Source organism: Lysobacter sp. Root983 (assembly GCF_001429345.1).
In the GTDB taxonomy this organism is placed as follows: Bacteria; Pseudomonadota; Gammaproteobacteria; order Xanthomonadales; family Xanthomonadaceae; genus Lysobacter.
In genome coordinates this window covers 513,860-540,116 of the sequence record NZ_LMJO01000017.1, presented here as the reverse complement: position 1 = coordinate 540,116, position 26,257 = coordinate 513,860, and the positions used below count along the sequence as shown (strand labels likewise).

Annotated in this window: 28 protein-coding genes; 16 read left to right on the top strand and 12 right to left on the bottom strand. The window is 68.2% G+C overall.

Going from position 1 to position 26,257, the window contains the following annotated elements; genetic code table 11:
• Positions 1-10 precede the first annotated feature (10 nt).
• The 5 genes from ASE43_RS18385 to ASE43_RS18365 form a co-directional block, all read right to left on the bottom strand.
• Positions 11-508, bottom strand: coding sequence for a sigma-70 family RNA polymerase sigma factor (locus tag ASE43_RS18385; RefSeq protein ID WP_057161532.1), 498 nt, complete (start codon positions 506-508; stop codon positions 11-13).
• Between the two features lie 116 nt (positions 509-624).
• The gene (locus ASE43_RS18380) at positions 625-1,629 is read right to left on the bottom strand and encodes an SRPBCC domain-containing protein (RefSeq protein WP_157489193.1); all 1,005 of its coding nucleotides are present in this window, start codon (positions 1,627-1,629) and stop codon (positions 625-627) included.
• A complete protein-coding gene (locus ASE43_RS18375; RefSeq protein WP_200956285.1) occupies positions 1,626-2,609 on the bottom strand; it encodes an acyl-CoA desaturase in 984 nt (327 codons plus the stop codon). The genes ASE43_RS18380 and ASE43_RS18375 overlap by 4 nt, the downstream gene beginning before the upstream one ends.
• 164 nt (positions 2,610-2,773) lie before the next feature.
• Positions 2,774-3,265, bottom strand: a complete 492-nt coding sequence (locus tag ASE43_RS18370) for a hypothetical protein (protein WP_057161456.1) — start codon at positions 3,263-3,265, stop codon at positions 2,774-2,776.
• An 18-nt stretch (positions 3,266-3,283) separates the two neighbouring features.
• Positions 3,284-3,856 carry a hypothetical protein gene (locus ASE43_RS18365; protein ID WP_057161455.1) on the bottom strand — a complete coding sequence of 191 codons (573 nt, stop codon included), beginning with the start codon at positions 3,854-3,856 and terminating at the stop codon, positions 3,284-3,286.
• 148 nt (positions 3,857-4,004) lie between these two features.
• Between ASE43_RS18365 and dbpA the strand changes: the two genes are divergently transcribed.
• Together dbpA and ASE43_RS18355 are read left to right on the top strand one after the other, a co-directional pair.
• Positions 4,005-5,387: an ATP-dependent RNA helicase DbpA gene (dbpA, locus tag ASE43_RS18360; RefSeq protein ID WP_056172627.1), complete on the top strand. Its 1,383-nt coding sequence runs from the start codon at positions 4,005-4,007 to the stop codon at positions 5,385-5,387.
• Between the two features lie 109 nt (positions 5,388-5,496).
• On the top strand, positions 5,497-6,558 hold the full coding sequence (locus tag ASE43_RS18355) for a sensor domain-containing diguanylate cyclase (RefSeq protein WP_057161454.1): 1,062 nt from the start codon (positions 5,497-5,499) through the stop codon (positions 6,556-6,558).
• A 9-nt stretch (positions 6,559-6,567) separates the two neighbouring features.
• Here the strand turns inward: ASE43_RS18355 and ASE43_RS18350 are convergent, their stop codons facing one another.
• Positions 6,568-6,963, bottom strand: coding sequence for a DoxX family protein (locus ASE43_RS18350; protein WP_056172634.1), 396 nt, complete (start codon positions 6,961-6,963; stop codon positions 6,568-6,570).
• A 182-nt stretch (positions 6,964-7,145) separates the two neighbouring features.
• Here ASE43_RS18350 and ASE43_RS18345 point away from each other — a divergent pair, with 182 nt between their 5' ends.
• Genes ASE43_RS18345 through ASE43_RS18325 form a run of 5 tightly spaced genes read left to right on the top strand, consistent with a single transcriptional unit; the run spans position 7,146 to position 9,948 of the window.
• The gene (locus ASE43_RS18345; RefSeq protein ID WP_057161453.1) at positions 7,146-8,105 is read left to right on the top strand and encodes a S41 family peptidase; all 960 of its coding nucleotides are present in this window, start codon (positions 7,146-7,148) and stop codon (positions 8,103-8,105) included.
• 60 nt (positions 8,106-8,165) lie between these two features.
• Complete coding sequence (locus ASE43_RS18340; RefSeq protein WP_057161452.1) at positions 8,166-8,417, top strand: DUF695 domain-containing protein; 252 nt, start codon at positions 8,166-8,168, stop codon at positions 8,415-8,417.
• 10 nt (positions 8,418-8,427) lie between these two features.
• Positions 8,428-8,772: a hypothetical protein gene (locus ASE43_RS18335; RefSeq protein ID WP_057161451.1), complete on the top strand. Its 345-nt coding sequence runs from the start codon at positions 8,428-8,430 to the stop codon at positions 8,770-8,772.
• 57 nt (positions 8,773-8,829) lie between these two features.
• Positions 8,830-9,228, top strand: a complete 399-nt coding sequence (locus ASE43_RS18330; protein ID WP_200956284.1) for a hypothetical protein — start codon at positions 8,830-8,832, stop codon at positions 9,226-9,228.
• 18 nt (positions 9,229-9,246) lie between these two features.
• Entirely contained in the window at positions 9,247-9,948 is a 702-nt protein-coding gene (locus tag ASE43_RS18325) for a Sir2 family NAD-dependent protein deacetylase (RefSeq protein ID WP_057161450.1), read from the top strand.
• A 30-nt stretch (positions 9,949-9,978) separates the two neighbouring features.
• Here ASE43_RS18325 and ASE43_RS18320 read toward each other — a convergent pair whose 3' ends face one another.
• On the bottom strand, positions 9,979-10,920 hold the full coding sequence (locus tag ASE43_RS18320; protein ID WP_056172650.1) for a DMT family transporter: 942 nt from the start codon (positions 10,918-10,920) through the stop codon (positions 9,979-9,981).
• 106 nt (positions 10,921-11,026) lie between these two features.
• On the opposite strand from ASE43_RS18320, the gene ASE43_RS18315 reads away from it, so the two are divergent.
• The 3 genes from ASE43_RS18315 to ASE43_RS18305 all read left to right on the top strand — a co-directional run bounded on the left by ASE43_RS18315 (position 11,027) and on the right by ASE43_RS18305 (position 14,749).
• The gene (locus ASE43_RS18315; RefSeq protein WP_057161449.1) at positions 11,027-11,719 is read left to right on the top strand and encodes a Pr6Pr family membrane protein; all 693 of its coding nucleotides are present in this window, start codon (positions 11,027-11,029) and stop codon (positions 11,717-11,719) included.
• A 123-nt stretch (positions 11,720-11,842) separates the two neighbouring features.
• Positions 11,843-14,260: a TonB-dependent receptor gene (locus ASE43_RS18310; protein ID WP_057161448.1), complete on the top strand. Its 2,418-nt coding sequence runs from the start codon at positions 11,843-11,845 to the stop codon at positions 14,258-14,260.
• Between the two features lie 120 nt (positions 14,261-14,380).
• Positions 14,381-14,749 carry a TfoX/Sxy family protein gene (locus ASE43_RS18305; RefSeq protein ID WP_057161447.1) on the top strand — a complete coding sequence of 123 codons (369 nt, stop codon included), beginning with the start codon at positions 14,381-14,383 and terminating at the stop codon, positions 14,747-14,749.
• A 293-nt stretch (positions 14,750-15,042) separates the two neighbouring features.
• Here the strand turns inward: ASE43_RS18305 and ASE43_RS18300 are convergent, their stop codons facing one another.
• Entirely contained in the window at positions 15,043-15,927 is an 885-nt protein-coding gene (locus ASE43_RS18300) for a LysR substrate-binding domain-containing protein (RefSeq protein WP_057161446.1), read from the bottom strand.
• 243 nt (positions 15,928-16,170) lie between these two features.
• Between ASE43_RS18300 and ASE43_RS18295 the strand changes: the two genes are divergently transcribed.
• Together ASE43_RS18295 and ASE43_RS18290 are read left to right on the top strand one after the other, a co-directional pair.
• Positions 16,171-17,067 (top strand): DMT family transporter, encoded by an 897-nt coding sequence (locus tag ASE43_RS18295; RefSeq protein ID WP_057161445.1) that lies wholly within the window; start codon positions 16,171-16,173, stop codon positions 17,065-17,067.
• A 13-nt stretch (positions 17,068-17,080) separates the two neighbouring features.
• On the top strand, positions 17,081-17,992 hold the full coding sequence (locus ASE43_RS18290; RefSeq protein WP_056172670.1) for a cyclase family protein: 912 nt from the start codon (positions 17,081-17,083) through the stop codon (positions 17,990-17,992).
• Here ASE43_RS18290 and ASE43_RS18285 read toward each other — a convergent pair whose 3' ends face one another.
• The gene (locus ASE43_RS18285) at positions 17,993-18,895 is read right to left on the bottom strand and encodes a LysR family transcriptional regulator (protein WP_200956283.1); all 903 of its coding nucleotides are present in this window, start codon (positions 18,893-18,895) and stop codon (positions 17,993-17,995) included.
• 81 nt (positions 18,896-18,976) lie between these two features.
• On the opposite strand from ASE43_RS18285, the gene ASE43_RS18280 reads away from it, so the two are divergent.
• From ASE43_RS18280 to ASE43_RS18265, 3 genes are all read left to right on the top strand, one after another.
• On the top strand, positions 18,977-19,615 hold the full coding sequence (locus ASE43_RS18280; RefSeq protein ID WP_057161444.1) for an NAD(P)-dependent oxidoreductase: 639 nt from the start codon (positions 18,977-18,979) through the stop codon (positions 19,613-19,615).
• A 467-nt stretch (positions 19,616-20,082) separates the two neighbouring features.
• Positions 20,083-21,639, top strand: coding sequence for a hypothetical protein (locus tag ASE43_RS18270; protein ID WP_157500055.1), 1,557 nt, complete (start codon positions 20,083-20,085; stop codon positions 21,637-21,639).
• A 58-nt stretch (positions 21,640-21,697) separates the two neighbouring features.
• A complete protein-coding gene (locus ASE43_RS18265; RefSeq protein ID WP_057161441.1) occupies positions 21,698-22,330 on the top strand; it encodes a Vat family streptogramin A O-acetyltransferase in 633 nt (210 codons plus the stop codon).
• 6 nt (positions 22,331-22,336) lie between these two features.
• Here ASE43_RS18265 and ASE43_RS18260 read toward each other — a convergent pair whose 3' ends face one another.
• From ASE43_RS18260 to ASE43_RS18250, 3 genes are all read right to left on the bottom strand, one after another.
• A complete protein-coding gene (locus ASE43_RS18260) occupies positions 22,337-23,656 on the bottom strand; it encodes an MFS transporter (protein WP_082607362.1) in 1,320 nt (439 codons plus the stop codon).
• Between the two features lie 7 nt (positions 23,657-23,663).
• Positions 23,664-24,647 (bottom strand): aldo/keto reductase, encoded by a 984-nt coding sequence (locus ASE43_RS18255; protein WP_057161440.1) that lies wholly within the window; start codon positions 24,645-24,647, stop codon positions 23,664-23,666.
• A 113-nt stretch (positions 24,648-24,760) separates the two neighbouring features.
• The gene (locus tag ASE43_RS18250) at positions 24,761-25,663 is read right to left on the bottom strand and encodes a DUF72 domain-containing protein (RefSeq protein WP_082607361.1); all 903 of its coding nucleotides are present in this window, start codon (positions 25,661-25,663) and stop codon (positions 24,761-24,763) included.
• A 111-nt stretch (positions 25,664-25,774) separates the two neighbouring features.
• Here ASE43_RS18250 and ASE43_RS18245 point away from each other — a divergent pair, with 111 nt between their 5' ends.
• Positions 25,775-26,125 (top strand): GFA family protein, encoded by a 351-nt coding sequence (locus ASE43_RS18245; RefSeq protein WP_057161439.1) that lies wholly within the window; start codon positions 25,775-25,777, stop codon positions 26,123-26,125.
• The last annotated feature ends 132 nt before the right edge of the window (positions 26,126-26,257 follow it).

The window sequence follows — 26,257 nt, the reverse complement described above, 5'->3', positions numbered from 1 at the left end:
CGCGTCGCCGTCAGTCCGGCATTTCGCTGCGTATGCGTTGTTTGAGACGGCTGATCTTGGTGGCCACGTTGGTCTCGCTGATGCCGAGCACCTCGGCGATCTCGCGGTAACTGCGGTCTTCCAGGTAGAGCAGCAGCAAGGCGCGGTTGAGCGGTTCCAACTGGCCGATGAAGCGGTGCAGGTCGCGCACGCGCTGCGCGCTCTCGTGGTCGCCGGCGGATTCGTCGGCGAGTTCGTGCAGGTCTTCGTCCAGCGGCACCGCATTGCGTTGGCGCGGGCCGTCGCTGCGCACGAACGAAATCGCCACGTTCAGCGCGATCCGGTACATCCAGGTCGAGAACGGCCGCGACGGGTCGTAGCCGGGATAGGCGCGCCACAACTGGGTCGCGATCTCCTGGGCCAGGTCGGCGCGATCGTCGGGGTGCCGGCAATAGGTATTGCCGACCTTGAAGACGATTTTGCGATGCGCATCCAGCAGTTCGCCGAAGCGTTGCCGTGCGTTGTCCATGCCGACCGCCCCCTCCAAACCCTTCATGCCGATGCCGCCGCTTCCGCCCTAGTCGAACACATGATTCGCGGGGAGGGGCGAAACATCACAGCCGGGCGCGGCCGAGGGCGGGGCGGTCAGCCGGGCGGCGGCGCGGCCGGGCGGTGGCCGGCTTCGGCGCGGCGCCGATAGAACGACAGCAGGGTCTCGCTCTGGCCGCCCAGCAGCCAGCGCCCCAGCGGCGCGGCATACCAATCGAAGGCGGTGCTGACGCGGTAGTCCAGGCTCATCGCCAGTTCGGTGCCGCCGTCGCGCGGGGTCAGGGTGTAGCGCGTGTCGAGCAGGTCGAAGTACTCGCCGCCGATGCGCACGTGATCGTCCAGCGCGCCGGGGGGCACGGAATCGTCGTCGAAATGGTATCGCCAGTTCACGTAGCGCTGCGGCTGCCAGTCGGTCGACATCTGCTGGAAGTGGATGCCTTTGCCCATGCGCACATCGCGAACCAGGCCGGTCGGCGTCTGGCGCACGATGCCGGCCAGGGGCTTGGGCACGCCGATGCGGTAGGTCCAGGCGGCATCGACTTCATCGGGTCGGATCGCGTCCGCGGTCATCAGCTGGCGCCAGACTTCCGCTGGCGGCGCGGCCACGAAAACCTCCCGCTCGATACGTTCGATGCGGCCTTGGGGATGCGGGTTCTCCACGGCGCCCAGCACCAGCGGCAGCAAGGCGGCCCCGTACAGCGAGGTGCCCGGCCATTTCGTCAGGCGGCAGATCAGGCCCATGCACAAGCCGCCGAGCGCGCCGATGATCGCGAAGATAGGGGCTGCGAGGACGACGCAGATCGCGCCTTCCAGGCCCACGGCCATGGTTCCGATCACGAAGAACACATTGGCGAGCGCGCCCATGCCGAAGTGGAAACCCAAGTCCTTGCGGGTTTGCCGCTCGACCACATAGACGGCCACCATGCCGACCACAAACGGCGCGAGCAGCAGGAACGAAATCAGCATGGTCGCGTAGGGCTCTCCGGCGTCCGCGCTGAAGATCAAGCGTAAGCCCAGACCGACCAGCACACCGCATAGCAGCGGCCATAACCAATTGCCGTACAGCCAACGAACTTTCCCGATCGGCGGCGCCGCGCTCATGACAGCCCCCGCGCGCGCAGACCCTGGCAGAACGCGCAGGGCGTGGCTGCGGGCTCGGGCAGCCGGTGCAGCTCCGGACGCGGCGGCAGGTCGGCGGGCTCGCGCAGGCGACCGACCAGGCCGACACGCGCCAACGCGCGCAGCGTCCACCAGCCCGGATCCCATTCGCCCGGATACAGCCCCAAACGCGCCGAGCCCGGGAACGCATGATGGTTGTTGTGCCAGCTCTCACCCATGGTCAGCAGCGAGGCGAAGCGCACGTTGTGGCCCTGTACCGCGGCGCCGCGCACTTCGTGGTGCATGCCGCCATGGTTGTGGGCGAAATAGCCGATCAGCCAGTGCCCGAACACGCCCGCGCTCACGCGTGCGCACACGCCCCAGAACACCCAGCCCCAACCGCCCAGGGCGAAGAACAGCAGCGCCCAAGGCAGGTGCTGAGCCATCCAGCTGCGCTGCAGGAAGCGATAGAACCGGTCGTCGGCGATGCGCGCTTCGATCGCGATCTGCGGCGGATCGGCCAGCCGCAGTTCGCAGTGCAGCTGCCACCAGGCGTCGATCAGGAACGGTTGCCGGTGGGCGAGGTAGTCGTGGCAGTGCGGCAGGCGTTGGGCGTAGTCGCGCAGGTCGTGGGTGCGCACCAGGCCTAAAGGCCCGGCCAGGCCGACCTGCACGCCGCAGTAGACCAGCAGGTACTCCAGCCACTTCGGGCAGTCGTAGCTGTCGTGGATCAGTTTGCGGTGCATGCCCAGCGAGTGGCCGAGCAGCAGCACGGTGGCGGTGCTGAGCACGAACAGGGCCAGGGCCGACCAGCTGAAGTACCAGGCACCGCCGACGATCGCACCCAGCACCATGGCGCTGAACCACACCGAGCGCACCGGTTCCCAGACCACCGCCCCTACGCTGACCGCGCGCACCGCGGCTTCGGCATCGGGGTGAGCGCGCACGCGATGGGTGCTCAGGCTGTCGGGCAGTGCGTTCATGGCGATCCCCTGGTCTGGGCGCGGACCGCTCCCAGGCTGGGGCGGCGCCGGCTGTATTCAGCATTTAACTAATTTGCTAAATGTTTATTTGCGAGCGCCGCGCTTGTCAAGCGGCCGCCGACAGGCGGCGATGCGGCGCTCGCGGGCCCGCGGGCCCGCGGGCGTCAGGCCCGCGGCGGCGCGCCGCGCTCGGAGGCGAGGTCCGGCGCGACCCAGGCGTCCACGCCCCAGGAGCGGGCCAGAGAGGCGCGGCAGGCGGCCGCCAGTTCCAGCGCGCGATGGCGCAGCTCCGAGCGGTCCTCGGGCATGTACTGCAACGCTTGGCCGAACAGCACCATGCCGGCCTCGACCTCGCGGTTCTCGACCAGCGCCAGCTCGCCCCAATACAGCTCCCAGAAGCGCGCGACCGCGTCGCCGTGGTCGTGCGCGGACGCGATGCGCGCGCACACCCGCGCCGCTTCCGCGTACAACTCGAGCTGTTTCTCCAGGAACGGCCGGGTCGCCTCGATGCGCCGGGCCTCGGCCTTGCGCTCGCCTTCTTCGCGCATGGCCTGCAGCTGATCGCGGCGGGCAGTGCGCCAGGTCCACACGCCCCAGCAGAACGAGGCGCTGGCGCCGACCACCGCGATCAGCACCTTGAGGGTTTCCGCATCCATGCCTTGCGCTCCGATGCTTCAGTCGACGAAGTCGTACAGACGGTAGATCCAGGACAGCTCGTAGAGAATGCCCGCGACCACGAACGCACGGTGGAACCACTCCGAACGCGTGCGCATCGCGATCAGGCACATCAGCACGAAACCCAGATTGCGCAGCGGGTACTCGGGGCCGCGGCTTTCGAAGTAGATGCTGCCCTTGATCGTGGTGTCGATGAAGTCGATCAGGTAGCTCAGCGCCATGATCCCGAAGAACCACTTGCGCCGCGACTGGAAGTAATCCTGCCAGCCGCTGTAGTCGCCGATGTCGTCGGGAAACAGCAGGGTGCACAGCAGGAACAGCACGACCACGTAGACGATCAGGAACGCGTAGGCGGTGATGGTCCAGGCATGCACGTGGATCAGGCGGAACTCCCACCACCAGAAATGGGTGAGCAGGATGAACATCGACACCGCCCAGCCCAGGTGCACCCAGTAGATGCGATCGCGGCCGGGGTGCTGGACGAAGCGCGCCAGGCCCTTGAGCAGGGTGGTGATCGCCAGGCCCAGGATGATGCCCAGCAGGACCCGGATATGGAGGAATTGCGGTTCCATGCGCGCGCTCCGTGTGGCGACAGATCTTGCGGCCGGTCTCCCGGCGGCGGCCTTCCCTGGGCCGTGCCGGCGCCGGCAGCATACGGCGCGCCGGGGCCGCGCGGCGAGGTTGGAGCGCAGGCTCGGGCCAATGCTGCGATCATGGCGCATGAGCCAGAACGACGATTTCGCCTCCCTCCCGCTGTCGCCCGCCTTGTTGCAGGGCGTGGCCGCGCTCGGTTACGAGCGCATGACCCCCATCCAGGCCCAGGGCCTGCCGGCCCTGTTGGAGGGCCGCGACCTGATCGCGCAGGCCCCGACAGGCAGCGGCAAGACCGCCGCCTTCGGCCTGGGCCTGCTGCACCGACTGGACCCCGCCGACGGCCGCACCCAGGCGTTGGTGCTGTGTCCCACGCGCGAGCTGGCCGACCAGGTCGGTCGCCAGCTGCGCAAGCTCGCCTTCGCGATTCCCAACCTCAAGGTCTCGGTGCTCTGCGGCGGCATGCCGCTGGGCCCGCAGTTGGCCTCGCTGGAGCACGCACCGCACGTGGTGGTCGGTACGCCGGGCCGCCTGCAGGAGCTGGTGCGCAAGCAGGCCCTGCGCCTGGATGCGGTGTCGGTGCTGGTGCTGGACGAAGCCGACCGCATGCTCGACATGGGATTCGAGGAGCCGATCCGCGAGCTGGTCGGCAAGACCCCGCGCAAGCGCCAGACCCTGCTGTTCTCGGCCACCTTCCCCGACGCGATCCGCACCCTGGCCGCGAAGATGATGCGCGAGCCGGTCGAGGTCACGGTCGAAGGCGCCGCCGGGCAGCCGGTGGTCGAACAGCATTTCTACGAAGTCGAGCCGGCCAGGAAGACCCCGCTGCTGGCCGCGCTGCTGCTGGAGTTCCGCCCGGATTCCTGTGTGGTGTTCTGCAACATGCGCCGCGACACCGAGGAAGTGGTCGGCTCGCTGAGCCACTACGGCTTCACCGCGCTGGCCCTGCACGGCGATATGGAGCAGCGCGACCGCGACGAAGTGCTGGTGCGTTTCGCCAACCGCAGCTGCAACGTGCTGGTCGCCAGCGACGTGGCCGCGCGCGGCCTGGACGTGCAGGACTTGGCCGCGGTGGTGAACTACGAACTGCCGACCGATCCGGACGTCTACATCCATCGCATCGGCCGCACCGGTCGCGCCGGCCGCGGCGGCGTGGCCCTGAGCCTGTGCAGCCCGCGCGAGATCGCGCGCGCGCAGCCGATCGAAGAACGCCAGGGCCGGCCGTTGCGTTGGGAACGCGCCGCGCCGCTGGCCGGCCGCGCCAGCAACGTGCCGGTGGCGCCGATGGCGACCCTGCGCATCGACGCCGGCCGCACCGACAAGCTGCGCCCCGGCGACGTGCTCGGCGCGCTCACCGGCGATGCCGGGCTCAAGGCCGATCAGGTCGGCAAGATCGACGTGTTTCCGACCCGCTCCTATGTCGCCGTCGCGCGCGCGCAGGCCGCGCAGGCGCTGGCGCGTCTGCGTGAAGGCAAGATCAAGGGGCGCAAGTTCCGCGTGCATAAACTGTAGGAAACCGATACGGGAAACGGCGGAGACTGGCGGGGCACGCGCGTTTGCGCGAAGCTGCGGCGGTCGCCGCGTCACGGCCGCGACGCCGCCACTGGCTACGAGAGTGACGATGATCAAGCCGCAAAAGCCCGCCAACGAAGCCGAGCGCCTGGCCGCGCTGCAGCGTTACGCGATCCTGGACACGCCGCCGGACTCGGCTTTCGACGACCTGACTGCGATCGCCGGGGCGATCTGCGCCACGCCGATGAGCACGGTGTCGCTGATCGACGCCGACCGCCAATGGTTCAAGGGCCGGCGTGGCCTGGAGACCGAGGAGACCTCGCGCGACTACGCCTTCTGCGCGCACGCGATCCTGGAGCCGTCGAACGTGATGGTGGTGCCCGACGCGCGCGACGACGCGCGCTTCCAGGGCAACCCGCTGGTTACCGGCGACCCCAATATCCGCTTTTACGCCGGCGCGCCGCTGGTCAGTTCCGACGGCTACGCGCTGGGCACCCTGTGCGTGCTCGACGACCAGCCGCGCGAGTTGGCACCGTTCCAGATCGCCGCGCTGCAGGCGCTGTCGCGCCAGGTCACCCATCTGATGGAACTGCGCCGGGTCAGTCGCGAACTCAGCCATCAGCTCAATGAGCGCGCCTGGTACGAGGAGCAATTGCAGCACTACCAGCAGGAACTGGAAGCGCAGAACGCCGACCTCACCGAGCAGACCCGCACCGACGCCTTGACCGGGCTGGCCAACCGGCGTGCGTTCGGCGTCGCCTTGGAGCAGGCCCTGCTGGCGGGGCGCCAGGTCGCGGTGGCGGTGCTGGACATCGACCACTTCAAGATCGTCAACGACGTCCACGGCCACGCGGTCGGCGACGAGGTGCTCAGCGACGTCGCACGCGTGCTGCGTTCGGCCAGCGGCGGCAGCGGCCTGGTCGCGCGCTACGGCGGCGAGGAGTTCGTGTGGCTGATCCACGACCGCGGCCTCAGCGACGCGGCCCTGCAATGCGAATACCTGCGCGAGTCGGTGGAACACACCACCCAGACCCTGGCGGTGACCACCAGCATCGGCGTCGCTGTGGCGCGCGCCGGCGAAACCGCCGAGCAGTTGTTCACCCGCGCCGACCAGGCCCTGTACGCGGCCAAGCGCGGTGGACGCAACCGAGTGGTCGCGTCCGAGGAATGAGCGCCGCGCTTACTTGCCGTTGGCGCTGAAGCTGCCCGGGCCGAGCAGGGCGATCGCCAGGCCGGAGACCAGGAACATCACCTGCAGCTCCAGGGCCCAGCCGCCCTGGTCGTTGAGCTGGTTCAACTGGCCCAGGTGGACCAGGAAGATCGCGAACAGCATGTTGACCGCGATCAGCGCGCCGCCGACGCGTGCGTGCCAGCCCACGATCAACAGGATCGGCGCCAGCACCTCGCCCAGCAGCACGCCGTAGCCGAGGAAGCCGGGCAGCCCGTGCGACTCGACCAGGCCGACGATGCCGCCCATGCCGCCTTTGAGCTTGGCGATGCCGTGCAGCAGGATCAGCGCGCCCAGGACGATGCGCATGAACAGTCGGGCGAGATCCTGTTGGGTATTCGGGTTCATGGGGCTTCCTCGGTGCGATCGGTTCGCGTGGACGAACGGCAGGATAATCGGCGCGGGCGGCCGTGTCTGCGGGGAGAGCCATCGAGGCAGGGCCGAGCCGAAAGGGGAGTCGCTGGCCCTGCGGTCGGCCGGCTTCGATTGACCGGCTCGCGCGGCTGTACCCACAATCGGTCAACACCCCGATGCAGCCGACCCGCATGCGATCGCTCCTGCCCTTGTTGTTGTTGTTGGCGCCGGCGTGCCCGGCCGTGGCTTCCGAAACGCTGAGCGCGGTCATCGCCGTGACCAAGGATGAGGCCTATCGCTCTTCGCGCGTCGACTGGCCGCGCGTGGAGGCCGAGGCCGCGGCGGTCGAGCGAGCCGAGGGCGAAGACGCCGCCGTCCAGTTCGTGGTCCGTGCCTTGGGCGACCGCCATACCTGGTACGAGTCGCCCACCGCGAGCCGACCGCCGGCTCCCGCTCCAACTCCATCCGCCGCACCCACCGCACCCGCCGCACCGCAGCCGATCGCGGTCGCGCTACCGGCGGCGCAGGGCGTACCGGTACTGCAGATCAACGCCTGGAGCGGCAAGGATTCGACCGCAGCTGCGTCCAGCGTGCGCAATGCCCTGATCGCTTCGCTGGAACAACCCACCTGCGGCCTGGTGCTGGATTTTTCCTCGAACGAGGGCGGCAACATGTGGCCGATGCTGGTCGGCCTGGCGCCGCTGTTGAGCGAAGGCAGGCTGGGCGGCTTCCGGAGCGCGAAAGGCGACGACACCGAGATCGCGTACCGCGGCGGCAAGATCACGCTTGGCGGCGGCGAGCATTTCCTCAATGCATCGATGACTCTCACGCCGCAACGACTCCCGCGCTACGTGGCATTCGTGATCGGCAAGGAAACGGCGAGTTCCGGCGAGATCACCTCCATCATGTTTCGCGGTCAGGCCAATGTCCGCTATTTCGGCACGCCTACGGCGGGATACTCGACGGCGAACGCGACCATTCCACTGCCCAACGGCGGGAGGCTGATGCTTACCACCGCCGCGACCCTGGACCGCAACGGGAATGCCTACGAAACCGTGCTGGTCCCGGACGTGCAAACGGACCACCCGATACAGGACGCGGCGACGTGGGTCAATTCGCAGTGTAAGAAGCGATAGACTCGGAGTCTTGATCCAGCCGCGTGCGGCCGCGACGGTCGGATTCAGGAGCCAGCGTCCATGTCGGCAGACACCGTGACCATCACATTGCCGGAGCCGGTCTACACGCTGTTCGACACGACTAGGCGGGATTTACCCGCAGTTGTGGTCGTCAACGATGCACTGTTGTCGTTCGAGCATACGGATATTTTCGCTTGGCACCTCGAGGTGACGGTGCATGCCGTCGATCTGGCCGACCAAGGTATGCCTTCCAACGAAGAGAGCCGAATCCTGCGCGAGTTGTATCCGTTGGCATCGGGCAGCAACGCTTAAGGAGAGGAACGTGCAGGTCTACTATCTGGAAATCGTGAGCAAGGATGTCGAATCCGTATGCGCCGCCTACGAGGCGGCCAACGGCGTGCGCTTCGGCGCGCCCGATCCCGGATTAGGCCATGCGCGTACCGCGCCTTTGGCCGGCGGCGGCCTGGTCGGCGTGCGCGCACCCTTGCGGACCACCGAGGAGCCGGTGGTGCGGCCTTACTGGCTGGTAGCGGATATCGAGGCGGCAGTCGCCGCCGTGGTGCAAGCGGGTGGCTTCGTCGCGGTCGAGCCCACGCCCATACCCGGCCACGGCACCTTCGCCATCTATCTGCAGGGCGGCAACGATCATGGCTTGTGGCAGCTGTGAGCCCGGCGCCGGCGGCGTAAATTCGGTCAAGCGTGGATAAGGGCAGGGGCGTCATCGGTGGGCTATTCGATTCCAAAGCAGAACGCGATTTCCTACGGCCCCGAAGCTTTGCGTTCCTTCCATGGCTACATATTCGAGTGGATCGACAATCTGCACTTCACGCAGGCGCCCTCCGCTTTCGTCGGGTCGCAAGCCGCGGCCTACATAGCGGCGGCCAAGGACCGTTTTCTGGCCATGGGCTGGGAGGGCGACGGGGATATCCAGTTGCTCTGGCTTCCGCCCTTCGTATTCCGGTTCGATTCCGGCATCAAGCCCGAGGGATTGGTGCTATGGCATGTCAAACAAGAAGAGGATGGGGTTTCCTTCCTGCTTTCGCCGGTACAGCTGCCGTTTGAGGCCTTCCGGCATGACGGCGGCGGGGCGTTTGGCGATCAGTCGTCCGATGGGACGGACTGACTCGGTGCTCGTACCGCTATGAAGCCAGAGATTCAAGCGAATAAAGTGGTGGTTCTGTCGGGCTCCGGCCTGAGCGCGGAGAGCGGTCTGCCCACGTTCCGCGATTCGAAGGGCCTGTGGAACAACTACTCCTGGCAGGAGGTCGCAAGCCTCGAAGGCTGGAGGAAGCGGCCCGAGGCGGTGCTGGCTTTCTACAATGAGCGCCGCGCCAAGGCCTGGGCAGCCGAGCCGAATCCGGCCCATCTCGCCATCGCCGCTCTGGAGTCGGCTTATGAAGTCGTCGTAATCACCCAGAACGTCGATGAACTTCATGAGCGCGCCGGATCCAGCAAGGTCATCCACCTGCACGGGGAGCTCGCGTACGCGCGCAGCACCTCGGACACGCCCAAGCGGTATCGCATCAAGGACGCTCCTATCCTGCTTGGTCAGGTGTGCGAGGAGGGCAGTCAGCTCAGGCCGGATATCGTGTGGTTTGGGGAACAGACCCAACACATGGAGCTAGCCTGGCAACACATCGCCACAGCCGCCAAGGTGATGGTGGTGGGCACTTCGCTCACGGTCTATCCGGCCGCCACGCTAGTCGACGCGGCTGCGGACTCGGCAGAGAAAGTGCTGATCTCGCTGGAGATGGACGAGATACCTTATGGATTCGAGTTCATTCGCGGCAATGCGGCCCAAGCCGTTCCGCGCTTGGCGAAGGCGTGGCTTGAGCGCGAGTGAGCGGGCGAGCCCAGTACGGACCGTGGTTTCCTACTCGGACAGGTTCTTGGCCTCGGCTGTCCCCAGCAACTCCGGCTGCGACACCGCGCGCGGGCGGCTGATCAGCGGGTGCACGAACACCGCCGACAGGATGATCGCCACGCCCACGTAGAACAGGCCGCTGAGTTCGCGCTGTTCGCCCAGCAGGGCGATGGCGAGCACGATCGCGTACACCGGTTCCAGGTTGATCGCGAGTTGGGCCGCGAACGCGGTCATGTGGCGCAGCGCCACCAGCGACAGCGCGAACGGCAGCAGCGTGCACACCAGCGCCAGGATCACCAGCAGCACCGCGTCGCGCAGGCCCGGCAGCACCAGCAGATCGCCGGCGAAGGCCGGGAACAGCAGCGGCATCACCGGCGCCAGCACGGTTAGGGCGAGGGTGCCGGCGCCGAGTTCCAGTGCGGTCACGGTTAGCGGATCGCCGTGCTCGACCAGGCGCTTGTTGAGCGAGGAGAACAACGCCACCAGCAACGCGGACACCGCGCCGACCGCGATCCCCGCGCGCATCTCGTGCGGCACGCCGCCCACCACCAGGGCCACGCCCGGCAGCACCGCCACACCCAGGGCCAATTCGCGCTTAGAGAATGGCCGTTTGGCCAGTTTGGGTTCGATCAGGGCGGTGAACACCGTCGCCAACGCGATGCAGGTCGCTGCGACGGAGGCGTTGGCGAGCTTGATCGCGCCGTAGAAGGTCAGCCAATGCAGCGCCACCAGCACGCCGATGCCGGCGTAGGACCACAGCAGCCGCGCCGGCATCGCGCGCAGGCCGCGCCAGACCTTGGGCAGCAGGGCCAGCGCGACCACCACGATCAGCATGCGCGACCACACCAGCGGCAGCGCCGGCAGCGAGATCAGCTTGCCCAGGATCGCGGTGAAGCCCCACAGCAGCACGCAGAAGTGGATCTGGACTTGCGCCTTGGCCGTCGGGGTCATCGGTTTCGCGGTCGTGGGGTGAGCCGTATTATCGCCCTTTGGCGCGGATGCGCCGCGGGCGCGCGCATGCGACGCTGCGCCGCACACCAGCGGAGAGCGCACGGTCATGCCAGTCAGCGATACCCGTTCCGCGTCCGGCGCCGGCGCCGCCCCTCCGATCGGCCCGGCGGGTCGCGCCTTCGCCGCGCTGGTCGGCGCGGTCTCGCTGGCCTCCCTGGTCGGCCAGTACTGGCTGCTCATCGCCAACACCTGGGACACGGTGGGGCCGGCGTTCGCGACGGTGCGCTACCTGAGCTACTTCACCATCCTCAGCAACCTGCTGGTCAGCGCGACCTGCGCGGTGGCGGTGTTCGGCGGCGGCTCGGGCCTGGCGCGCTGGTTGGCCAGCGCGCGCGTGCGCGGCGGGATCGCGCTGGCGATCGGGGTGACCGGTACGGTCTACGTCACCATCCTGCGCCACCTCTGGCAGCCGCAGGGCGCGCAGTGGTGGGTCGACAGCGGGCTGCACTACGCGACGCCGGCGCTGTATCTGGCCTGGTGGCTGGCGGCGCTGCCGCACGGCGGCCTGGGCTGGCGCGATCTCGGGCGCTGGCTGTGGTTCCCGGCCTTGTACGTGGTCTGGGCCTTCCTGCGCGGGCAGGTCGTGCACGAGTACCCGTATCCATTCCTGGATGTGGGCGCGCTGGGCTGGCCGGCGGTGCTGCGCAACTCGGTCGGAGTGCTGATCCTGTTCCTGGTCTTCGGTGCCGGTCTGCTCGGCGTCGACCGGCTGCTGGGGCGCCGGCGCGGGTCGGACTGAGTCGGGCGGCCGCGTATACCGGAACTGCTTTGCAGATTCTTAGCGGAATCTTTACGAATCTTGGCCATTCGGGGGCGAGTCGGCTTAGGCTAGGTGCCAATTCCGGTACCTGGGGTCAGGCCAATGACGCAACACCGCACTCGTTTGTTCCGTGCCGTCCATTACGCGATCTGCCTGGCCGGCGGCCTCGCCGTCGCCGCGCCGGCCCTGGCCCAGGACGCGCAAGCGCCGGCCGAGCCGGCCAGTGAGGCCAAAACCCTGGACACCGTGTCCGTGCTGGGCTCGCGCCGCAGCCAGCGCTCGTCCGACACCGCCTCGATCTCGCCGGTGGACGTGCTGCCGATGGCGCAGGCCACCGAGGAAGGCGCCCAGTTCGACCTGGCGCAGTCGCTGCAGTACGCGGCGCCCTCGTTCAATTCCACCCGTCAGACCGGCGCCGACGGCGCCGACCTGATCGACTCGGCCGCGCTGCGCGGCCTGGGTTCGGACCAGACCCTGGTGCTGGTCAACGGCAAGCGCCACCACACCACCGCCCTGGTCAACCTGTTCGGCGCGCGCAATCGCGGCAACACCGGCACCGACCTCAACACCATCCCGCTGATGGCGATCGACAGCGTCGAGATCCTGCGCGACGGCGCCGCCGCCCAGTACGGCTCGGACGCGATCGCGGGCGTGATGAACATCGCCCTGAAGAAGCGCAAGGGCTGCGAAGCGGTGGCCGGCTGGGGCCAGTACTCGCGCGGCGACGGCGAGAACTGGCTGGCGTCGGGCTACTGCGGCGTCGGCCTGGGCACGGACGGCGTGCTCGGCATCACCTTGGAGTATCAGGACCGCGGCCGTTCCGACCGCTCCGAGCCCAAGGGCAGCCCGCGCATCATCGGCGACTCCAAGATCCGCAATCAGACCTTGTTCCTCAACGGCGAAAAGCCGCTGACCGACAACGCGACCCTGTACTTCACCGCCGGCCTGCAGAACCGCGATGCGTCCTCGGCCGCGTTCGCGCGCGAGGGCATCGGTTCGGAAGACATCCCCTCGCGCAACTCCGAGGCGATGTATCCGAACGGTTTCGTGCCCTTCATCGACGGCGATCTGGAAGACCGCTTCGGCACCGTCGGCCTGCGTTGGGGCATGGGCGAGTGGCAGGCCGATCTGTCGGCCACCTACGGCTACAACGAGCTGCGCTACGACATCAACCACACCCTCAACGCCTCGATCGCCAACCTCGACCTGCTCAACGGCGGCCGCGGCATCAGCGCCAGCAGCTTCGACGCGGGCGGCTTCTCGTTCCGCCAGAACACCTACAACTTCGACGTCAGCCGCTACTACGACACGGTCTTCCACGGCTTCAACGCCGCCTTCGGCCTGGAACGTCGCGACGAGCGCTACAGCATCTTCGCCGGCGAGCCGGGCTCCTACATCGACGCCGACGGCGTCGGCGTGGGCGGCAACGCGGGCAGCCAGGGCTTCCCGGGCTTCCAGCCCAGCGACGCGGGCAGCCACGAGCGCGACAGCTGGGCCGCCTATGTCGACCTGGAAGCCGATTTCAGCGATCGCCTGACCACCGGCTTCGCCTTGCGCTACGAGGACTACAGCGACTTCGGCGACACCCTGACCGGCAAGCTCGCCGCCGGCTTCCGCGCCACCGACACCCTGATGCTGCGCGCCTCGGCCAGCACCGGCTTCCGCGCGCCGTCGCTGCAGCAGAAGTACTTCTCCTCGACCATCACCGACTTCATCAACGGCGAACCGGTCGACGTGGTGATCGCGCCCAACGGCGGCACCATCGCCAACGCCGCGGGCCTGCCGCTGCTGAAGGACGAGACCTCGAAGAACTACACCCTCGGCTTGACCTGGTCGCCGACCGCGAACACCTCGTTCACGCTCGACGCCTATCGCATCAACATCGACGACCGCATCGTGCTCAGCGGCCGCTTCGACACCAGCGATCCCACCATCGGCGCGATCCTGGATTCGCTGGGCGTGGGCCAGGCCCAGTTCTTCGTCAATTCGGTCGATACCAAGACCGAGGGCGTGGACCTGACCTTCAATCACGAGGCCGAATGGGGCGGCGGCAAGTTGGGCACCTTCGTCGCCCTCAATGTCAACCGCACCAAGGTCACCGGCATCCACGCGCCGCCCGCCCTGGTCGGGCGCGAGGACGTGCTGCTGTCCGAGCGCGAGCGCTTGTTCATCGAGCAGGGCGCGCCCAAGTCCAAGGCCGTGGTCGGCTTCGATTATTCGCGCGGCGCCTGGGAGGGCGACCTGAAGGTGATCTACTTCGGCGCGCAGACCCTGGGCACCTTCACCGGCACCGCCGGCGGCGTGCCCAACGCGCGTTACGAAGCCAAGACCTCGGCCGACGTCAGCGTGACCTACGCCTTCAGCGAGAACACCAAGCTCACCGTCGGCGGCGCCAACGTGTTCGACGTCAAGCCGACCCGTCAGGACCCGAACGAGACCGACAACGGCCACGTGTTCGACAGCGTGCAGTTCGGCCTCAACGGCGCGGCCTACTTCGTGAGGCTGTGGCACCGGTTTTAATGGGCATGGTCTGATCGGCAGGGTCCGGTCGGCATGCGCCGATCGGTCCCGATCGGCGCAATTCGGCGGCGCCGGCCGGCGTATCCTTCCGGCGTTCGCGTCGGAAGGAGCGCAGCAGGCATGAGCAACGACTATCTCGATTATCTGCGCGACTTGATGGCCGGCTTCGGCACGGTCACGTCGCGGCGCATGTTCGGCGGGCATGGCTTGTACCGCGACGGCGTGATCTTCGCCTTGGTCGACGACGACGCGCTGTACGTCAAGGTCGACGATGTCAGCCGCGCGCAGTTCGAAGCCGCGGGCTGCGCGCCGTTCGTTTATCACAAGCAGAAGGAACTCGTCGCGCTGAGCTATTGGTCGGTGCCGGAGTCGGCGCTGGATTCGGCCGAGGAGCTGCGGCCGTGGCTGGACCTGGCCTACGCCGCCGCCTTGCGCAAGGCGAATGCGCCGACGAAGAAGAAGTCGCGCGCGAAGCGTCCGGCTAGGTAGCGTCGAGGATCGTTCGTGCCTGCCTTGGGGTAGGAGCGGCGTAAGCCGCGACCGCATATTCGCGGCTGCGACGAGACCAGCGACGGCGAGTGGGTTCCGGGTCGCGGCTCACGCCGCTCCTACAGGGAGTTGGGCGTGGCGATCTCGCGAGCTTGGGGCGTTGCTTTGGGGTAGGAGCGGCGTAAGCCGCGACCGCGCCTGCATGGCTGCGACGAAACCTTCGATGGCGGGTGTGGTTTCAATCGCGGCTCACGCCGCTCCCACAGAAGGCGGCGGGATGCGGCGACGCGGCCTCAGTCCTTCTCCACCGCCAGCAGCCACTCCAGAAACAAGCGCGCTGACGCGCGCAGGCGGCGGTGCGCGGGGTAGACCGCGTAATAACCCCAGCGCGCCTTGATCGCGGGGCCCGGCAGGCGCACCAACTGGCCCGAGGCCAGGTACGGCACCGCCACTTGCTGGCGCGCCAGCGCGGCGCCCAGGCCGTGGACCGCGGCGGCCAGCGCGTCGGTGGTGTCGCTGAAGCTGTAGCGTTCGTCCAACTTGACGCCGTGCACTTCCGCGCCGCGGAACCAGTCGTGCCAGCCCTGGCGTGCGTGGTCGGAGATCAGCGGCAGGCGCGCGACATGCGCGGCCTCGTCGAGTTCGGACACGCCGGGCAGCCGGGGCGAGGCGACCGGGAATAGGTAGTCGTCCATCAGGTGATGCGCGGTCAGGCCCGGCCAGTGGCCGGGGCCGTGGCGGATGCCCAGGTCGGGGCCGCCTTCGTCGAACCGGGTCAGCGCGATCTCGGTGTCCACGCTCAAGCGCAGCTGCGGATGCGCGGCGACGAACGAGGGCAGGCGCGGCAGCAGCCAGGTGTAGGCCAGCGAGTGCAGGGTGGTGATGCGCACTTTGTCGTGCTCGGCACGCGCGACCCGCAGGCTGCGCAGCACGCCTTCCATGTCGGCCATGGCCGAACCCGCGGCGTCGGCGAGCTGGCGGCCTTCGGCGGTCAGCGACACGCCGCGCGCGTGGCGTTGGAACAGGCTGACTTCCAGCCGCGCTTCGAGCTTGCGCACATGGTGGCTGACCGCGCTGGCGGTCAGGTGCAGCTCTTCGGCGGCATGGGCGAAATTCTGGTGACGGGCGGCGGCTTCGAACGCCGCCAGCGCCGGCAGCAAGTCGGAACGCAGGGCCATGGGTAGCCTCAAATCCTGTTTGTGCCTGACCTCCAAAGTATGCGCTTGTGATGGCGATACGGGTGAGGACAATGGTCTCAGCCAGCAATTTGGCTGTTGCCCGGGCCGGCCGCGGTGGCACGGTGCGGCGGGACCGCCTGGCGGCTCCGCAGGCATCCCCGTACCGGCCTTACCCGGCCTGCATCGATCAGTTTCGGCATTCGAACCACGCGCACCTCCCTCCGCCCCCACGCGAGCCCCGTCATGCCTTCCATCGACACCGCCGTCTCCTTGCCGACCCCCGCGACGCGGGCCTGGCTGACCCCGCTGGAACTGGGCGTGCTGGGCGCGATCTGGGGCGCCTCGTTCCTGTTCATGCGCATCGCTGTCCAAGACTTCGGCGCGATGCCGCTGGTCGAAGTGCGACTGGCCCTGGGTTCGCTGGTGCTGCTGCCGTTTCTGTGGCGCTCGCGCGCGCAGTTCCCGGCCAGGATCTGGCCGAAGATCGCCTTGATCGGCGCGATCAATTCGGCGGTGCCCTTCATGCTGTTCGCCTGGGCCGCGCAGCGCGCGCCGGCCGGCATCGGCGCGATCGCCAATGCGATGACGGTGCTGTTCACCGCGCTGGTCGGGTTTTTGTTCTTCGGCGAGAAGATCGGTGCGCGCCGCAGCGTGGCCTTGCTGGTCGGCTTCGCCGGCGTGGTGGTGCTGGCCAGCGGCAAGACCGCGGGCGCCAGCATCAGCTGGGCGGTGGCGGCCGGTGCGGGTGCGGCCTTCCTGTACGGCATCGGCATCAACCTGGTGCGTCGCCATCTCAGCGGCCTGCCGCCGGCAGCGGTCGCTTCGGCCACGCTCGGTTCCGCGGCGCTGCTGACCCTGCCGTTCGCGCTCAGCAGCTGGCCCACGCACGACATCCCGATGAAGTCCTGGTTCTCGGCGGCGATGTTGGGCGTGCTCTGCACCGGCGCAGCCTTCGTCATGTACTACCGCTTGATCGCGCGCATCGGCGCCAACCGCGCGTCCACCGTGACGTACCTGATTCCGGTGTTCGGCGTGGCCTGGGCCTGGATGCTGCTGGACGAGCCGCTGACCCTGACCATGGGCATCGCCGGCGCGATGATTCTGGGCAGCGTCGCGATCAGCCAGCGCAGCGCGCGCTGAGGGAGCCTGAGACATGAACGACAGCTACCGCGATCCCGTGCAGCACCGCGTCCGCTTCGATTTCGAAATCGAGTTCACCAACGGCGGCGGCATCCAGGGCCAGGATTTCCGCCTCGACATCGATGGCGACGACATCGCCGACGCCGCCCTGGTCGACTACATCGTGCAGGACCTGCGCCTGCTGATGGTCGGCCAGGCGCGCATCCTCAACAAGGCGATCATCGTCGAGGCGCACAAGCGCAAGACCGATGCGGCCGATCCGGGGCGGCGCATCTACGTTGACCTCAGCCACACCATCGAGGACGGCCTGGTCACGTATCCGGGCATGCCCGCCGCGCGCGTGTGCGATTACCTCAGCCGCGAAGCGTCGCGCGCGATTTACGAGGAAGGCACCGAGTTCCAGATCGCGCGCATCGAGATGGTCGCCAACACCGGCACCTACATCGACTGCCCTTCGCACCGTTATGCGCACGGCCACGATCTGTCCGAGCTCAAGCCCGAGGCCTGCGCGGATCTGGAGGGCATCGTGGTGCGCGCCGACCACCGCCAGGTCAACGCGATCGACGCGTCCTGGTTCCGCGACAAGGAATTGCGCGGACGCGCCGTACTCGTGCACACCGGTTGGGACGCGCATTGGGCCGATCCCGCCTACGCGGTCGGGCATCCGTTCCTGACCGAGGACGCGGCGGTGTATCTGCGCGAGTGCGGGGTCAAGCTGGTCGGCATCGATTCGATGAACATCGACGACACCCGCGGCCGCGCGCGACCGGTGCACAGCACCTTGCTGGGCGCCGACATCCTGATCGTCGAGCACCTGCGCAATCTGGCCGCGCTGCCGGACGAGGGCTTCCGTTTCAGCGCGGTGCCGCCCAAGGTGCGCGGCGCCGGTACCTTCCCGGTGCGCGCGCTGGCGCGGTTGGACTAGTCACTCGGCCAGATAGGCCTGCAAGGCGGCGATCGCCAGCCGCACCTTGGCCGGTTGCGAATCGCGCTGGGCGGTGACCGCGTACACGCCCAGCGGCGCCATCGACCATTCGGGCAGCACCCGCAGCGCGCGGCCGTCGGCCAACAGCGGCGCCGCGTCGGGGCCGGGCAGGCGCATGATGCCCAGGCCTTGCAGCATCATCTGTTTCAGGGCCTCGGCGCTGTTGCCGACGATGCGTCCGCCCACGCGCACGCGCCGCATCGGCTCGCCGGGGCGGTGCAGTTCCACGTATTCGGGCTGGTTGATCACGCTCAGGATCAGCATCGGGTGCTGGCCCAGCTCCTCCGGCGTGCGCGGCAGCCCGTGCGCCTGTGCGTAGGCGGGCGTGGTCGCGAGCAGATAGTTCCACTCGGCCAGGCGGCGTGCGACCAGGTTGGAATCGACCAGGCGGCCCACGCGCACCGCCAGATCGATGCGCTCGCCGATCAGATCGATCTGGCGATCCTCGGCGAACAGGCGCAGCGACAACGCCGGATGCGCGCGCAACAAGGGCGCCAACGCGCCGGCGAGATGGCTGGCGAAACCCGCCGGCACCGCCACCCGCAACTCGCCGCGCGGTTCGTCGCGCAGATCGCCGAGCCGGCGCTCGGCCGCGCGCGCGGCGTGCAGCATGCCCGCGCAATCCTCGTAGTAGGCCTGCCCGGCCTCGGTGGTGGTGAGCTTGCGGGTGGAGCGGTGCAGCAGGACCACGCCGATCTCTTCTTCCAGCCGCCGCAACTGCTGGCTCACCGCCGACGGGGTCATGTCCAGTTCGCGCGCGGCTGCGCTCATCGAGCCCAGCTCGACCACGCGGGCGTACAGGGCCATGCGCTTGAGGCGGTCTATCGTGAAGTCCAGCTTCATAGTTCTAGTCCATATACGCGTCTTATCGGGCGATCTTGCAGTGGGAATACTAGCGCCACCTAACCCCAACGGAGCATTCCCATGCACATCGCCCTGATCGGCGCCAGCGGCTTCATCGGCTCGGCGCTGCGTAACGAAGCCCTGTCGCGCGGCCACCGGGTCACCGCCCTGGTCGGCCACCCGGAAAAGCTGAGCGCGCAAGCTGGCCTGAGCGTGTTCGCCACCGACGTGCTCGACCAGGACCGCCTGGCCCAGCAACTGGCCGGCCACGAGGCCGTGATCAGCGCCTTCAGCGGCCATGCCCAGGACGACGTACGCGGCTACTTCAACCGCGGCTCGGCGGCCATCGTCGCCGCGACCAAGCAGGCCGGCGTGCCGCGTCTGCTGGTGGTCGGCGGCGCCGGCAGCCTGGAGGTCGCGCCCGGCGTGCAGCTGGTCGATACCCCGGACTTTCCCGCGCAGTGGAAGGGCGCCGCCTTGGGCGGCCGCGACGTGCTCGAATCGCTGCGCGCCGAGCCCACCCTGGACTGGACCTTCCTCAGCCCGGCGGCCCTGATCTCGCCCGGCGAGCGCACCGGCCGCTTCCGCCTGGGCGGCGAGCAGTTGTTGGTCGACGAGGCCGGCAATTCCGCGATTTCGGTCGAGGACTACGCGCTGGCCTTGATCGACGAACTGGAGCAGCCGGCGCATAGCCGACGTCGTTTCAGCATCGCGTATTGAGCCTGACGGCGCGCGGTGGATCGCCCACCGCGCGTCGGCGTTGGAAGGCAGCGCGCAAGCATGGCCCTGGCCACGGCCGTGCGCGCCGGATCGAATATGAGCGGCTCGGGGAAGATGGTCCAGGCCAGTGTGCGGTTGCATCGCGCAGGTCCTGATCGAGCAGTTGCGGTCGCTCACGGACCGCATCGACATGCTGGTAATGCTGCAGGACTTCGAGGTGCCTGCGTCGCAGCCTTCCGAGCGCGCCTGGTGCGGGCAGGGTCTGGAGATCGGGGGCACGCAAAGATGTGCAGGAAGCGGTGTCGAAAGTGGGGCGTATCGAGCGCCAGCCGATGTATCGCTGAGCGCGCCGGCGCCGTGCCGACGCGTGTATACGTCCTGCGCGGTCCGCCAACGGCGGTACTACTTCGGCTAACCTGCCCGTATCTTGGAGAGCCGTCGGCGCAGCGCGCCGGTAGGGGAACGACATGCGCGGCACACTTCGCAGGACTGGTGTCGCACTGACTCTGATCTTGTGCTTCGGTCCGACGGCGTTCGCGCAAAGCGAATGCGAGCATCTTGGCGCACAGGCCGTCATCGCGGAGAAAGCACGCAAGCCGTTCTTCTTCCGGACTTACGAGAAGCGCCGTATTGCCGCCTTGACCCTGGCCGAATGCGCATACCGCAAGGAAGCCGACCGTGCCTTGAGCGCGGCCATCGGCGATAGGCGGTTCGCCCGCCTGTCCGCCGAAGAGCAACGCCGCACCTTGTCGATCGCCGGCCTGAACGCTTGGCGCATGGAGCAGTACCAGCATTCGCTGGAACTGCACCGGCGCGCCGTCGCCACCGATCCTGGCGACGCCGACGATTGGTTTCGCCTGTCGATCCTGGAGCGCATGCAGGGCGACAACACGGCGGCGGCCGAATCGCTGATCCATTTGATCGAGCATTGGCCGGACTTACTGGACAACCTCGACGACCAGCATATCTTCCCGCTGATCTTCCGGCTGGAGCCGCGTTCGCAGGTGCGCCTGGATTTGTTGCAGGCCTTGTACGACGCCAACTGGCGCCGCAAAGGGCAGGGTGCAAGTCTGGCCTGGTACGAGCTGGCGGTGATGCGCATCGACCGTGGGCAGGCCGATGCCGCAACTGCGGCGATCCGGCGCGTGTCCACGCCGATCGAACTGGTCAAGCTGCGCGCCGACAAGCGCTTCGACGCGATCGTGGATCGCGATGCCGGGGCGTTCGACGTCGAAAACGCGGCCGCGCAGGAAGTGGAGCTCTACCGCTCGCTATCCGAGGTACAGCCCGATTCGCTGGAACTGAGCAGGCAGCTTAGCTACGCCCTGCTGACCGCGGGCCGGACCGAGGCGGCGCTGACCCATTCCAGTCAAGTGTTGGCGAGCATCGCCGAAGCGCCGGCCGGCCAGGCGCCGTATAAGAATCTGGGTGACGAAGTCTGGCTGATGAACAACCGCGCCATCGCCCTGCGCCGTCTCGGCCATCTAGACGAGGCGCTGCTGGAATTGCGCCGCGCCTCGCTTCACACCGAAGACGGCGGCGCCAACGTCAGCCAGACCTTGAACCTGGGCGACTTCTACGCCTCCCTGGGCCGCTCCGATGAAGCCTTGGCCGCGGCGGCGCGCGCGGGCGACGACATCAGCGGTTACGGGAGGATGGTCCAGGTCTCGGTGCAACTGCGCGGAGCGCTGCAAAAGCATGATGCCGATGGCGTACAGCGCGCGCTTAACTATCTGCGCGAGCATCGCAAGGATTCGCAGGAGACCTATCTGGATGCGCTGCTTATTGCCGCGCGCCTGGACGAGGCCGAGTTGGCGCTGCTGGAACTGCTGGCCTCGCCGGAAGAGCGCGGCGACATTCTGGAGTGGCTGCAGGCCTACCGCCAAGCCGAACCTCTGCCGGGCGATCGCACCTGGTGCGCAGGTAAGGCCGAACTCATCGCGCGCAGGCGCGTGCAGGAAGCGATCGCGCGCGTGGGCCGTATCGAACGCTACGACGTCTACGGTATGAACGAAATGCGGTGAATCCGGTGTCGACAGGTGGCTGGCATACTTCCGCCTCGTCACGCACGCAGGAGCCCGCATGCACGGCCCCGATCCCAACGACCCGCATCCGATGCGGGGTTTTCCGCAGATCTGCTACATCCGCAATACCGTCGACAACCCGCAGATCCAGGTCGGCGAGTACAGCTACTACGACGATCCCGAGGATTCGGAAGGGTTCGCCCGCAACGTGCTGTACCTGTTCCCCTTCATCGGCGACCGCCTGATCATCGGCCGCTACTGCGCGATCGCGCGCGGCGCGACCTTCGTGATGAACGGCGCCAACCATCGCATGTCGGGGTTCTCGACCTATCCCTTCAATATCTTCGGCAACGGCTGGGAGCGCAGCACGCCGCTGCCCGAGGAGCTGCCGTACAAGGGCGATACGGTGGTCGGCAACGACGTCTGGATCGGCTACCAAGCCATGCTGATGCCCGGCGTGCGCGTCGGCGACGGCGCCATCATCGCCGCGCGCTCGGTGGTGAGCGCGGACGTGCCGCCTTACGCCATCGTCGGCGGCAATCCGGCGCGGGTGCTGCGCATGCGCTACGAGCCGGCGCAGATCGAACGCTTGCTGCGCATCGCCTGGTGGGATTGGGACGCGGACCAGGTCAGCCGCAATCTGGAGTTGATCGTGGGCGCCGACTTGGACGCGCTGGAAGCGGCGCAATGAGTGCGCTCAGCGCGTAGCCGAGGCGTCCTGGGGCAGGAGTGCCTCGGTGGCGGTCTGGCGCGCTTGCGCGCGGGCTAGCCCGAAGCCGGTGCAGGCCCAGGCCAGCGCGATCGCCGCGCCGATCAGGGCAGCCAGGGCCGGTTGCTGGGCGACCGCGTCGACCAGGGCCTTGGCCCAGCCGCTGACCGCATCGGCGCCGCGATAGACCACCGAGTCGATGAAGTTCTTGGCCTTGTACTTGGCCTGGGTCGGCACCGAGGTGAACAGCATCTCGCGGCCCGGCCGCACGAAGGCGTATTCGCCGGCGCGGCGCACCACCATCACCACCGCCAGCACCGCGAAGGTCGGTGCCAGCGCCAGCCACAGGAAGCCGAACACCGTCACCACCGGCACCGCCACCAGCAGCACGCCTATCCCCAGCCGCTGCGCCAGGCGACCGGTCAGGAACAACTGCGACAGGATCGCCAGGCTCTGCACCAGCACGTCGATGGTGCCGAATACGCGGGTCTGGTCGGTGCGGTCGGGATAGGTGAGTTCGACCAGCCGCGCCTGCTCGAAATAGAGAAAGGTGCTGACGCTGGCCAGCAACAACACAAAGGCGGCGATGCCGAGCAGGTAGGGCGAGCGCAGTACGTCGGTGAAGCCGGCGAAGGGGCTGCCGCCGAGCGGACGCGCGCGCGCCGCGGCGCTGGCTTCGGCATGCAGGGGGTGGGCGTCGCGCCAGCGCTGCAAGCGCCGTGCGACATAGATAGCTGCGACCAGCAGCGCCGCCGACAGCCACAACAATCCGGCATGGCCGATGCGGCCGACCAGGACCACGCCCAGCAAGGGGCCGAGCAGGCCGCCGAAGCTCGCGCCGGATGCCATCAGCGCGAACACGCGCTTGGCCTGCGCGGTCGGGAACAGATCGGCCAACACGCTCCAGGCCACCGAGATCGCGATCAGATTGAACACCGACAGCCAGATGTAGAAGCTGCGCGCGAACCACAGATTGTCCGGCGCCCAGTGGAAGCCCAGCGCGAACCCGGCCAGGTTCAGGGCGAAGAAGCCGAAGGTCCAGGGCAGTACGTGGCGGCGCTGCACGCGTCCGGCCACCCAGCCGAACAGCGGCATCACCGCCAGCGTGGCGACGAAGGTGCCGGTGAACAGCCACTGCAGGTTGTCCACGCCGCCGGCGATGCCCATGGTCTCGCGCACCGGGCGCAGCATGAAATAGCCGGCGAACAGCAGGAAGAACAACAGCGCGCCGGCCGCCGCAGGCTCGGCCTCGCGTTGGTCGATACCGAACAGGCGGGCCAGCTGACGCGTCGGCGCGGCCGCGCTCATGCACGCTTCAACCGATCGCCGCGATCAGGGCCGCACGCTGCTTGGCGTCCAGCATGGCGCCGACGCCGGCCTGAAGATTGTCGGTCTGGTTCTTGGGTTTGGAGGTGGCCGGAATCACCACCGTCACCGCAGGTTCGCTGAGTACGAACTTCAGGAACAGTTGCGCCCAGGAACCGGCGCCGACCTCCGCCGCCCACTCCGGCAGCGGCTTGTCGCGTACCTGCGCGAACAAGCGGCCGTCCTCGAAGGCGCGGTTGACGATCACCGCGATGCCCAGCTCGCGCGCGAGCGGGAAGATCGTGCGTTCGGCGGCGCGCGCGACCGGCGAATAGTTGATCTGCACGAACTCGGGCTTGAGCGAGCGCATGTCCTGGGCGAGTTGCGCGTGGGCATCGTCGCGGTAGTGGGTCAGGCCGACGTAACGCACCTTGCCTTGCTGCTTGAGCTCGCGCGCCAGCGCGAGCTGAGTGCGGGTATCGCGCAGGTTATGCACCTGCAGCAGGTCGATCTTGTCGGTCTTCAGGCGGCGCAAGGATTCGCCGAACTGGGCCAGGCCTTCGTCGCGGCCGCTCACGCCGGACAGCTTGGTGGCCAGGAACAGCTTGGGCCGCGCCCGCGTTTCGGCCAGCAGGTCGCCGAGCACGTCCTCGGCGCTGGAATAGGTCGGCGCGGTGTCGATCACGGTCGCGCCGGCATCGATGAATCGCTTGAGCACCTCGCGCAGGGGCTCGCGCGCGTCCGCGCCGGCGCCGACCTCGAAGCTGCCCGAGGTGCCCATGCCGATCACGGGCAGTCGCTCGCCGCTGGAGGGAATGGCGCGTTTCAGCAGTGGGCCGCGGAACGGTTGCTCGGCGGTGAGCGCGCCGGCCGGTTTGTTCGGGCCGTTGTCCAGGGGGCGCGGCGTGTCCTGGCTGCACGCAGCCAGAGGCGCCAGCGCCAATCCGGTGGCAGTGAGGGTGGCGGTGGCGAGGAAATCCCGACGGCTGGCCATGGCGCGTACTCGCGTTGCGGGGAAGACGTGGACAGACCGCAGCCTCGCCCGTGGTGCGGGCTGCGGACAGTGCCGTTAGCCATGTGCCCGCGACGGCACCGCCGTCGCGGGACTCAGCGCGCGCCGAGACGCTGCAACAGGGCCATCGCCGCGGCCGGATTGCGTGCCTTGGCGGCGCTGATGAAATACAGATAGACCTCGCGCGGGCGCGCGCCGGCCTCGCCGACGGCGCCGACATGCGCCAGGTCGGCCGGATCGCCGCCTTCGGCCCATGCGCGCGCGCGTCGCGCCCAATCGTCGAGCTCGGATTCGGGATAGCCGGTCGCGACTTCGGCGCGCGAACGCATCAGCCGCGCGTACACGAAGTCGCCGGTGATGTCGGCCAGCGAGGGGTAGTCGCTGGAGTCGGTGTAGACGGTGGCGACCCGACGCTCGCGCGCGAGGCGCAGGTAGGCGGGATCGCGGAAGCTGTCGTGGCGCACTTCCAGCACGTGGCGCAGGGCCCGGCCGTCGAGCTCGCGCGGCAGGCCGTCGAGGAAGGCGGCGACGTCGTCGGCGTCGAAACTGCGGCTGGGCGCCAGCTGCCACAGGATCGGGCCCAGGCGCTGGCCGAACTCGGCCAGGCCGCCGTCGATGAAGGCCTGCGCGGCCTTGATGTTGCGCGCCAGTGCGCCGGACTGGGTGATCCGCCCGGGGGCCTTGAGCGAGAACGCGAAGACGTCCGGCGTTTCCGCCGCCCACTTGGCGTAAGTGGCCGGTTTCTGCGCGCTGTAGAAGGTGCCGTTGATCTCGATGCTGCTCAACTCGCGGCTCGCGTATTCCAGCTCGCGCCGCTGCACCAAGCCCTTGGGATAGAAGTTGTCGCGCCAGGGCGCGTAGGTCCAGCCGCCGATGCCGACGCGGATGCCGTCCACCGGCGGGACATGACGCGTGTCGCCGCCGCTGCCGTCGTCGGCGGGAGGCGCGGAGAACAGATCGCCGGCGGGGGCGGGCTTCTTGCTGCGCGTGGGGCTCATCGGTGTTTCGCCGTCCGAGAGTGATAGGTGCGGAACGCAGGCGAGCATAGCGCCGAAACGTTAAGCTCACGTCGCGCCGACGGTGGCGCGACAGGCACAGGGAGCATCAGGATGACCACCCACACCGGCAGTTGCCATTGCGGCAAGGTCGCTTACGAAGTCGACGGCGATATCGATCAGGCCTTGGACTGCAATTGCTCGATGTGCCGCCGTCGCGGCGGTCTGCTCTGGTTCGTGCCGCGTGCGGCGCTGCGCCTGACCACCGACGAAGCCGAACTGGGCACCTACCGCTTCAACACCGGTGTGATCGCGCACCACTTCTGCCCGAACTGCGGGATCTCGCCCTTCAGCGAAGGCAAGGGGCCGGACGGTTCGGCGATGGGCTGCATCAATGTGCGCTGCCTGGACGGCGTCGACCTGACGACGCTGAAGATCGTGCCGTGGAACGGGCGCGATCATTGAGCCGCGATCGGCGGGGCCGGGGACGGTCAGCGCCCCGCCACCGTCGCGCTTTGGGAATCGCCGACCGACCCTGCCGTCGATCGAACGGGCAAAAAAAGACCGGCGCATGAATGCGCCGGTCTTCGGTGTCGC

Excerpts from the sequence above, each read along its gene's own strand:
- ASE43_RS18385 (WP_057161532.1), bottom strand. The coding sequence starts at position 508 with ATGGACAACGCACGGCAACGCTTCGGCGAACTGCTGGATGCGCATCGC.
- ASE43_RS18380 (WP_157489193.1), bottom strand. The coding sequence starts at position 1,629 with ATGAGCGCGGCGCCGCCGATCGGGAAAGTTCGTTGGCTGTACGGCAAT.
- ASE43_RS18375 (WP_200956285.1), bottom strand. The coding sequence starts at position 2,609 with ATGAACGCACTGCCCGACAGCCTGAGCACCCATCGCGTGCGCGCTCAC.
- ASE43_RS18370 (WP_057161456.1), bottom strand. The coding sequence starts at position 3,265 with ATGGATGCGGAAACCCTCAAGGTGCTGATCGCGGTGGTCGGCGCCAGC.
- ASE43_RS18365 (WP_057161455.1), bottom strand. The coding sequence starts at position 3,856 with ATGGAACCGCAATTCCTCCATATCCGGGTCCTGCTGGGCATCATCCTG.
- dbpA (WP_056172627.1), top strand. The coding sequence starts at position 4,005 with ATGAGCCAGAACGACGATTTCGCCTCCCTCCCGCTGTCGCCCGCCTTG.
- ASE43_RS18355 (WP_057161454.1), top strand. The coding sequence starts at position 5,497 with ATGATCAAGCCGCAAAAGCCCGCCAACGAAGCCGAGCGCCTGGCCGCG.
- ASE43_RS18350 (WP_056172634.1), bottom strand. The coding sequence starts at position 6,963 with ATGAACCCGAATACCCAACAGGATCTCGCCCGACTGTTCATGCGCATC.
- ASE43_RS18345 (WP_057161453.1), top strand. The coding sequence starts at position 7,146 with ATGCAGCCGACCCGCATGCGATCGCTCCTGCCCTTGTTGTTGTTGTTG.
- ASE43_RS18340 (WP_057161452.1), top strand. The coding sequence starts at position 8,166 with ATGTCGGCAGACACCGTGACCATCACATTGCCGGAGCCGGTCTACACG.
- ASE43_RS18325 (WP_057161450.1), top strand. The coding sequence starts at position 9,247 with ATGAAGCCAGAGATTCAAGCGAATAAAGTGGTGGTTCTGTCGGGCTCC.
- ASE43_RS18320 (WP_056172650.1), bottom strand. The coding sequence starts at position 10,920 with ATGACCCCGACGGCCAAGGCGCAAGTCCAGATCCACTTCTGCGTGCTG.
- ASE43_RS18315 (WP_057161449.1), top strand. The coding sequence starts at position 11,027 with ATGCCAGTCAGCGATACCCGTTCCGCGTCCGGCGCCGGCGCCGCCCCT.
- ASE43_RS18310 (WP_057161448.1), top strand. The coding sequence starts at position 11,843 with ATGACGCAACACCGCACTCGTTTGTTCCGTGCCGTCCATTACGCGATC.
- ASE43_RS18305 (WP_057161447.1), top strand. The coding sequence starts at position 14,381 with ATGAGCAACGACTATCTCGATTATCTGCGCGACTTGATGGCCGGCTTC.
- ASE43_RS18300 (WP_057161446.1), bottom strand. The coding sequence starts at position 15,927 with ATGGCCCTGCGTTCCGACTTGCTGCCGGCGCTGGCGGCGTTCGAAGCC.
- ASE43_RS18295 (WP_057161445.1), top strand. The coding sequence starts at position 16,171 with ATGCCTTCCATCGACACCGCCGTCTCCTTGCCGACCCCCGCGACGCGG.
- ASE43_RS18290 (WP_056172670.1), top strand. The coding sequence starts at position 17,081 with ATGAACGACAGCTACCGCGATCCCGTGCAGCACCGCGTCCGCTTCGAT.
- ASE43_RS18285 (WP_200956283.1), bottom strand. The coding sequence starts at position 18,895 with ATGAAGCTGGACTTCACGATAGACCGCCTCAAGCGCATGGCCCTGTAC.
- ASE43_RS18280 (WP_057161444.1), top strand. The coding sequence starts at position 18,977 with ATGCACATCGCCCTGATCGGCGCCAGCGGCTTCATCGGCTCGGCGCTG.
- ASE43_RS18270 (WP_157500055.1), top strand. The coding sequence starts at position 20,083 with ATGCGCGGCACACTTCGCAGGACTGGTGTCGCACTGACTCTGATCTTG.
- ASE43_RS18265 (WP_057161441.1), top strand. The coding sequence starts at position 21,698 with ATGCACGGCCCCGATCCCAACGACCCGCATCCGATGCGGGGTTTTCCG.
- ASE43_RS18260 (WP_082607362.1), bottom strand. The coding sequence starts at position 23,656 with ATGAGCGCGGCCGCGCCGACGCGTCAGCTGGCCCGCCTGTTCGGTATC.
- ASE43_RS18255 (WP_057161440.1), bottom strand. The coding sequence starts at position 24,647 with ATGGCCAGCCGTCGGGATTTCCTCGCCACCGCCACCCTCACTGCCACC.
- ASE43_RS18250 (WP_082607361.1), bottom strand. The coding sequence starts at position 25,663 with ATGAGCCCCACGCGCAGCAAGAAGCCCGCCCCCGCCGGCGATCTGTTC.
- ASE43_RS18245 (WP_057161439.1), top strand. The coding sequence starts at position 25,775 with ATGACCACCCACACCGGCAGTTGCCATTGCGGCAAGGTCGCTTACGAA.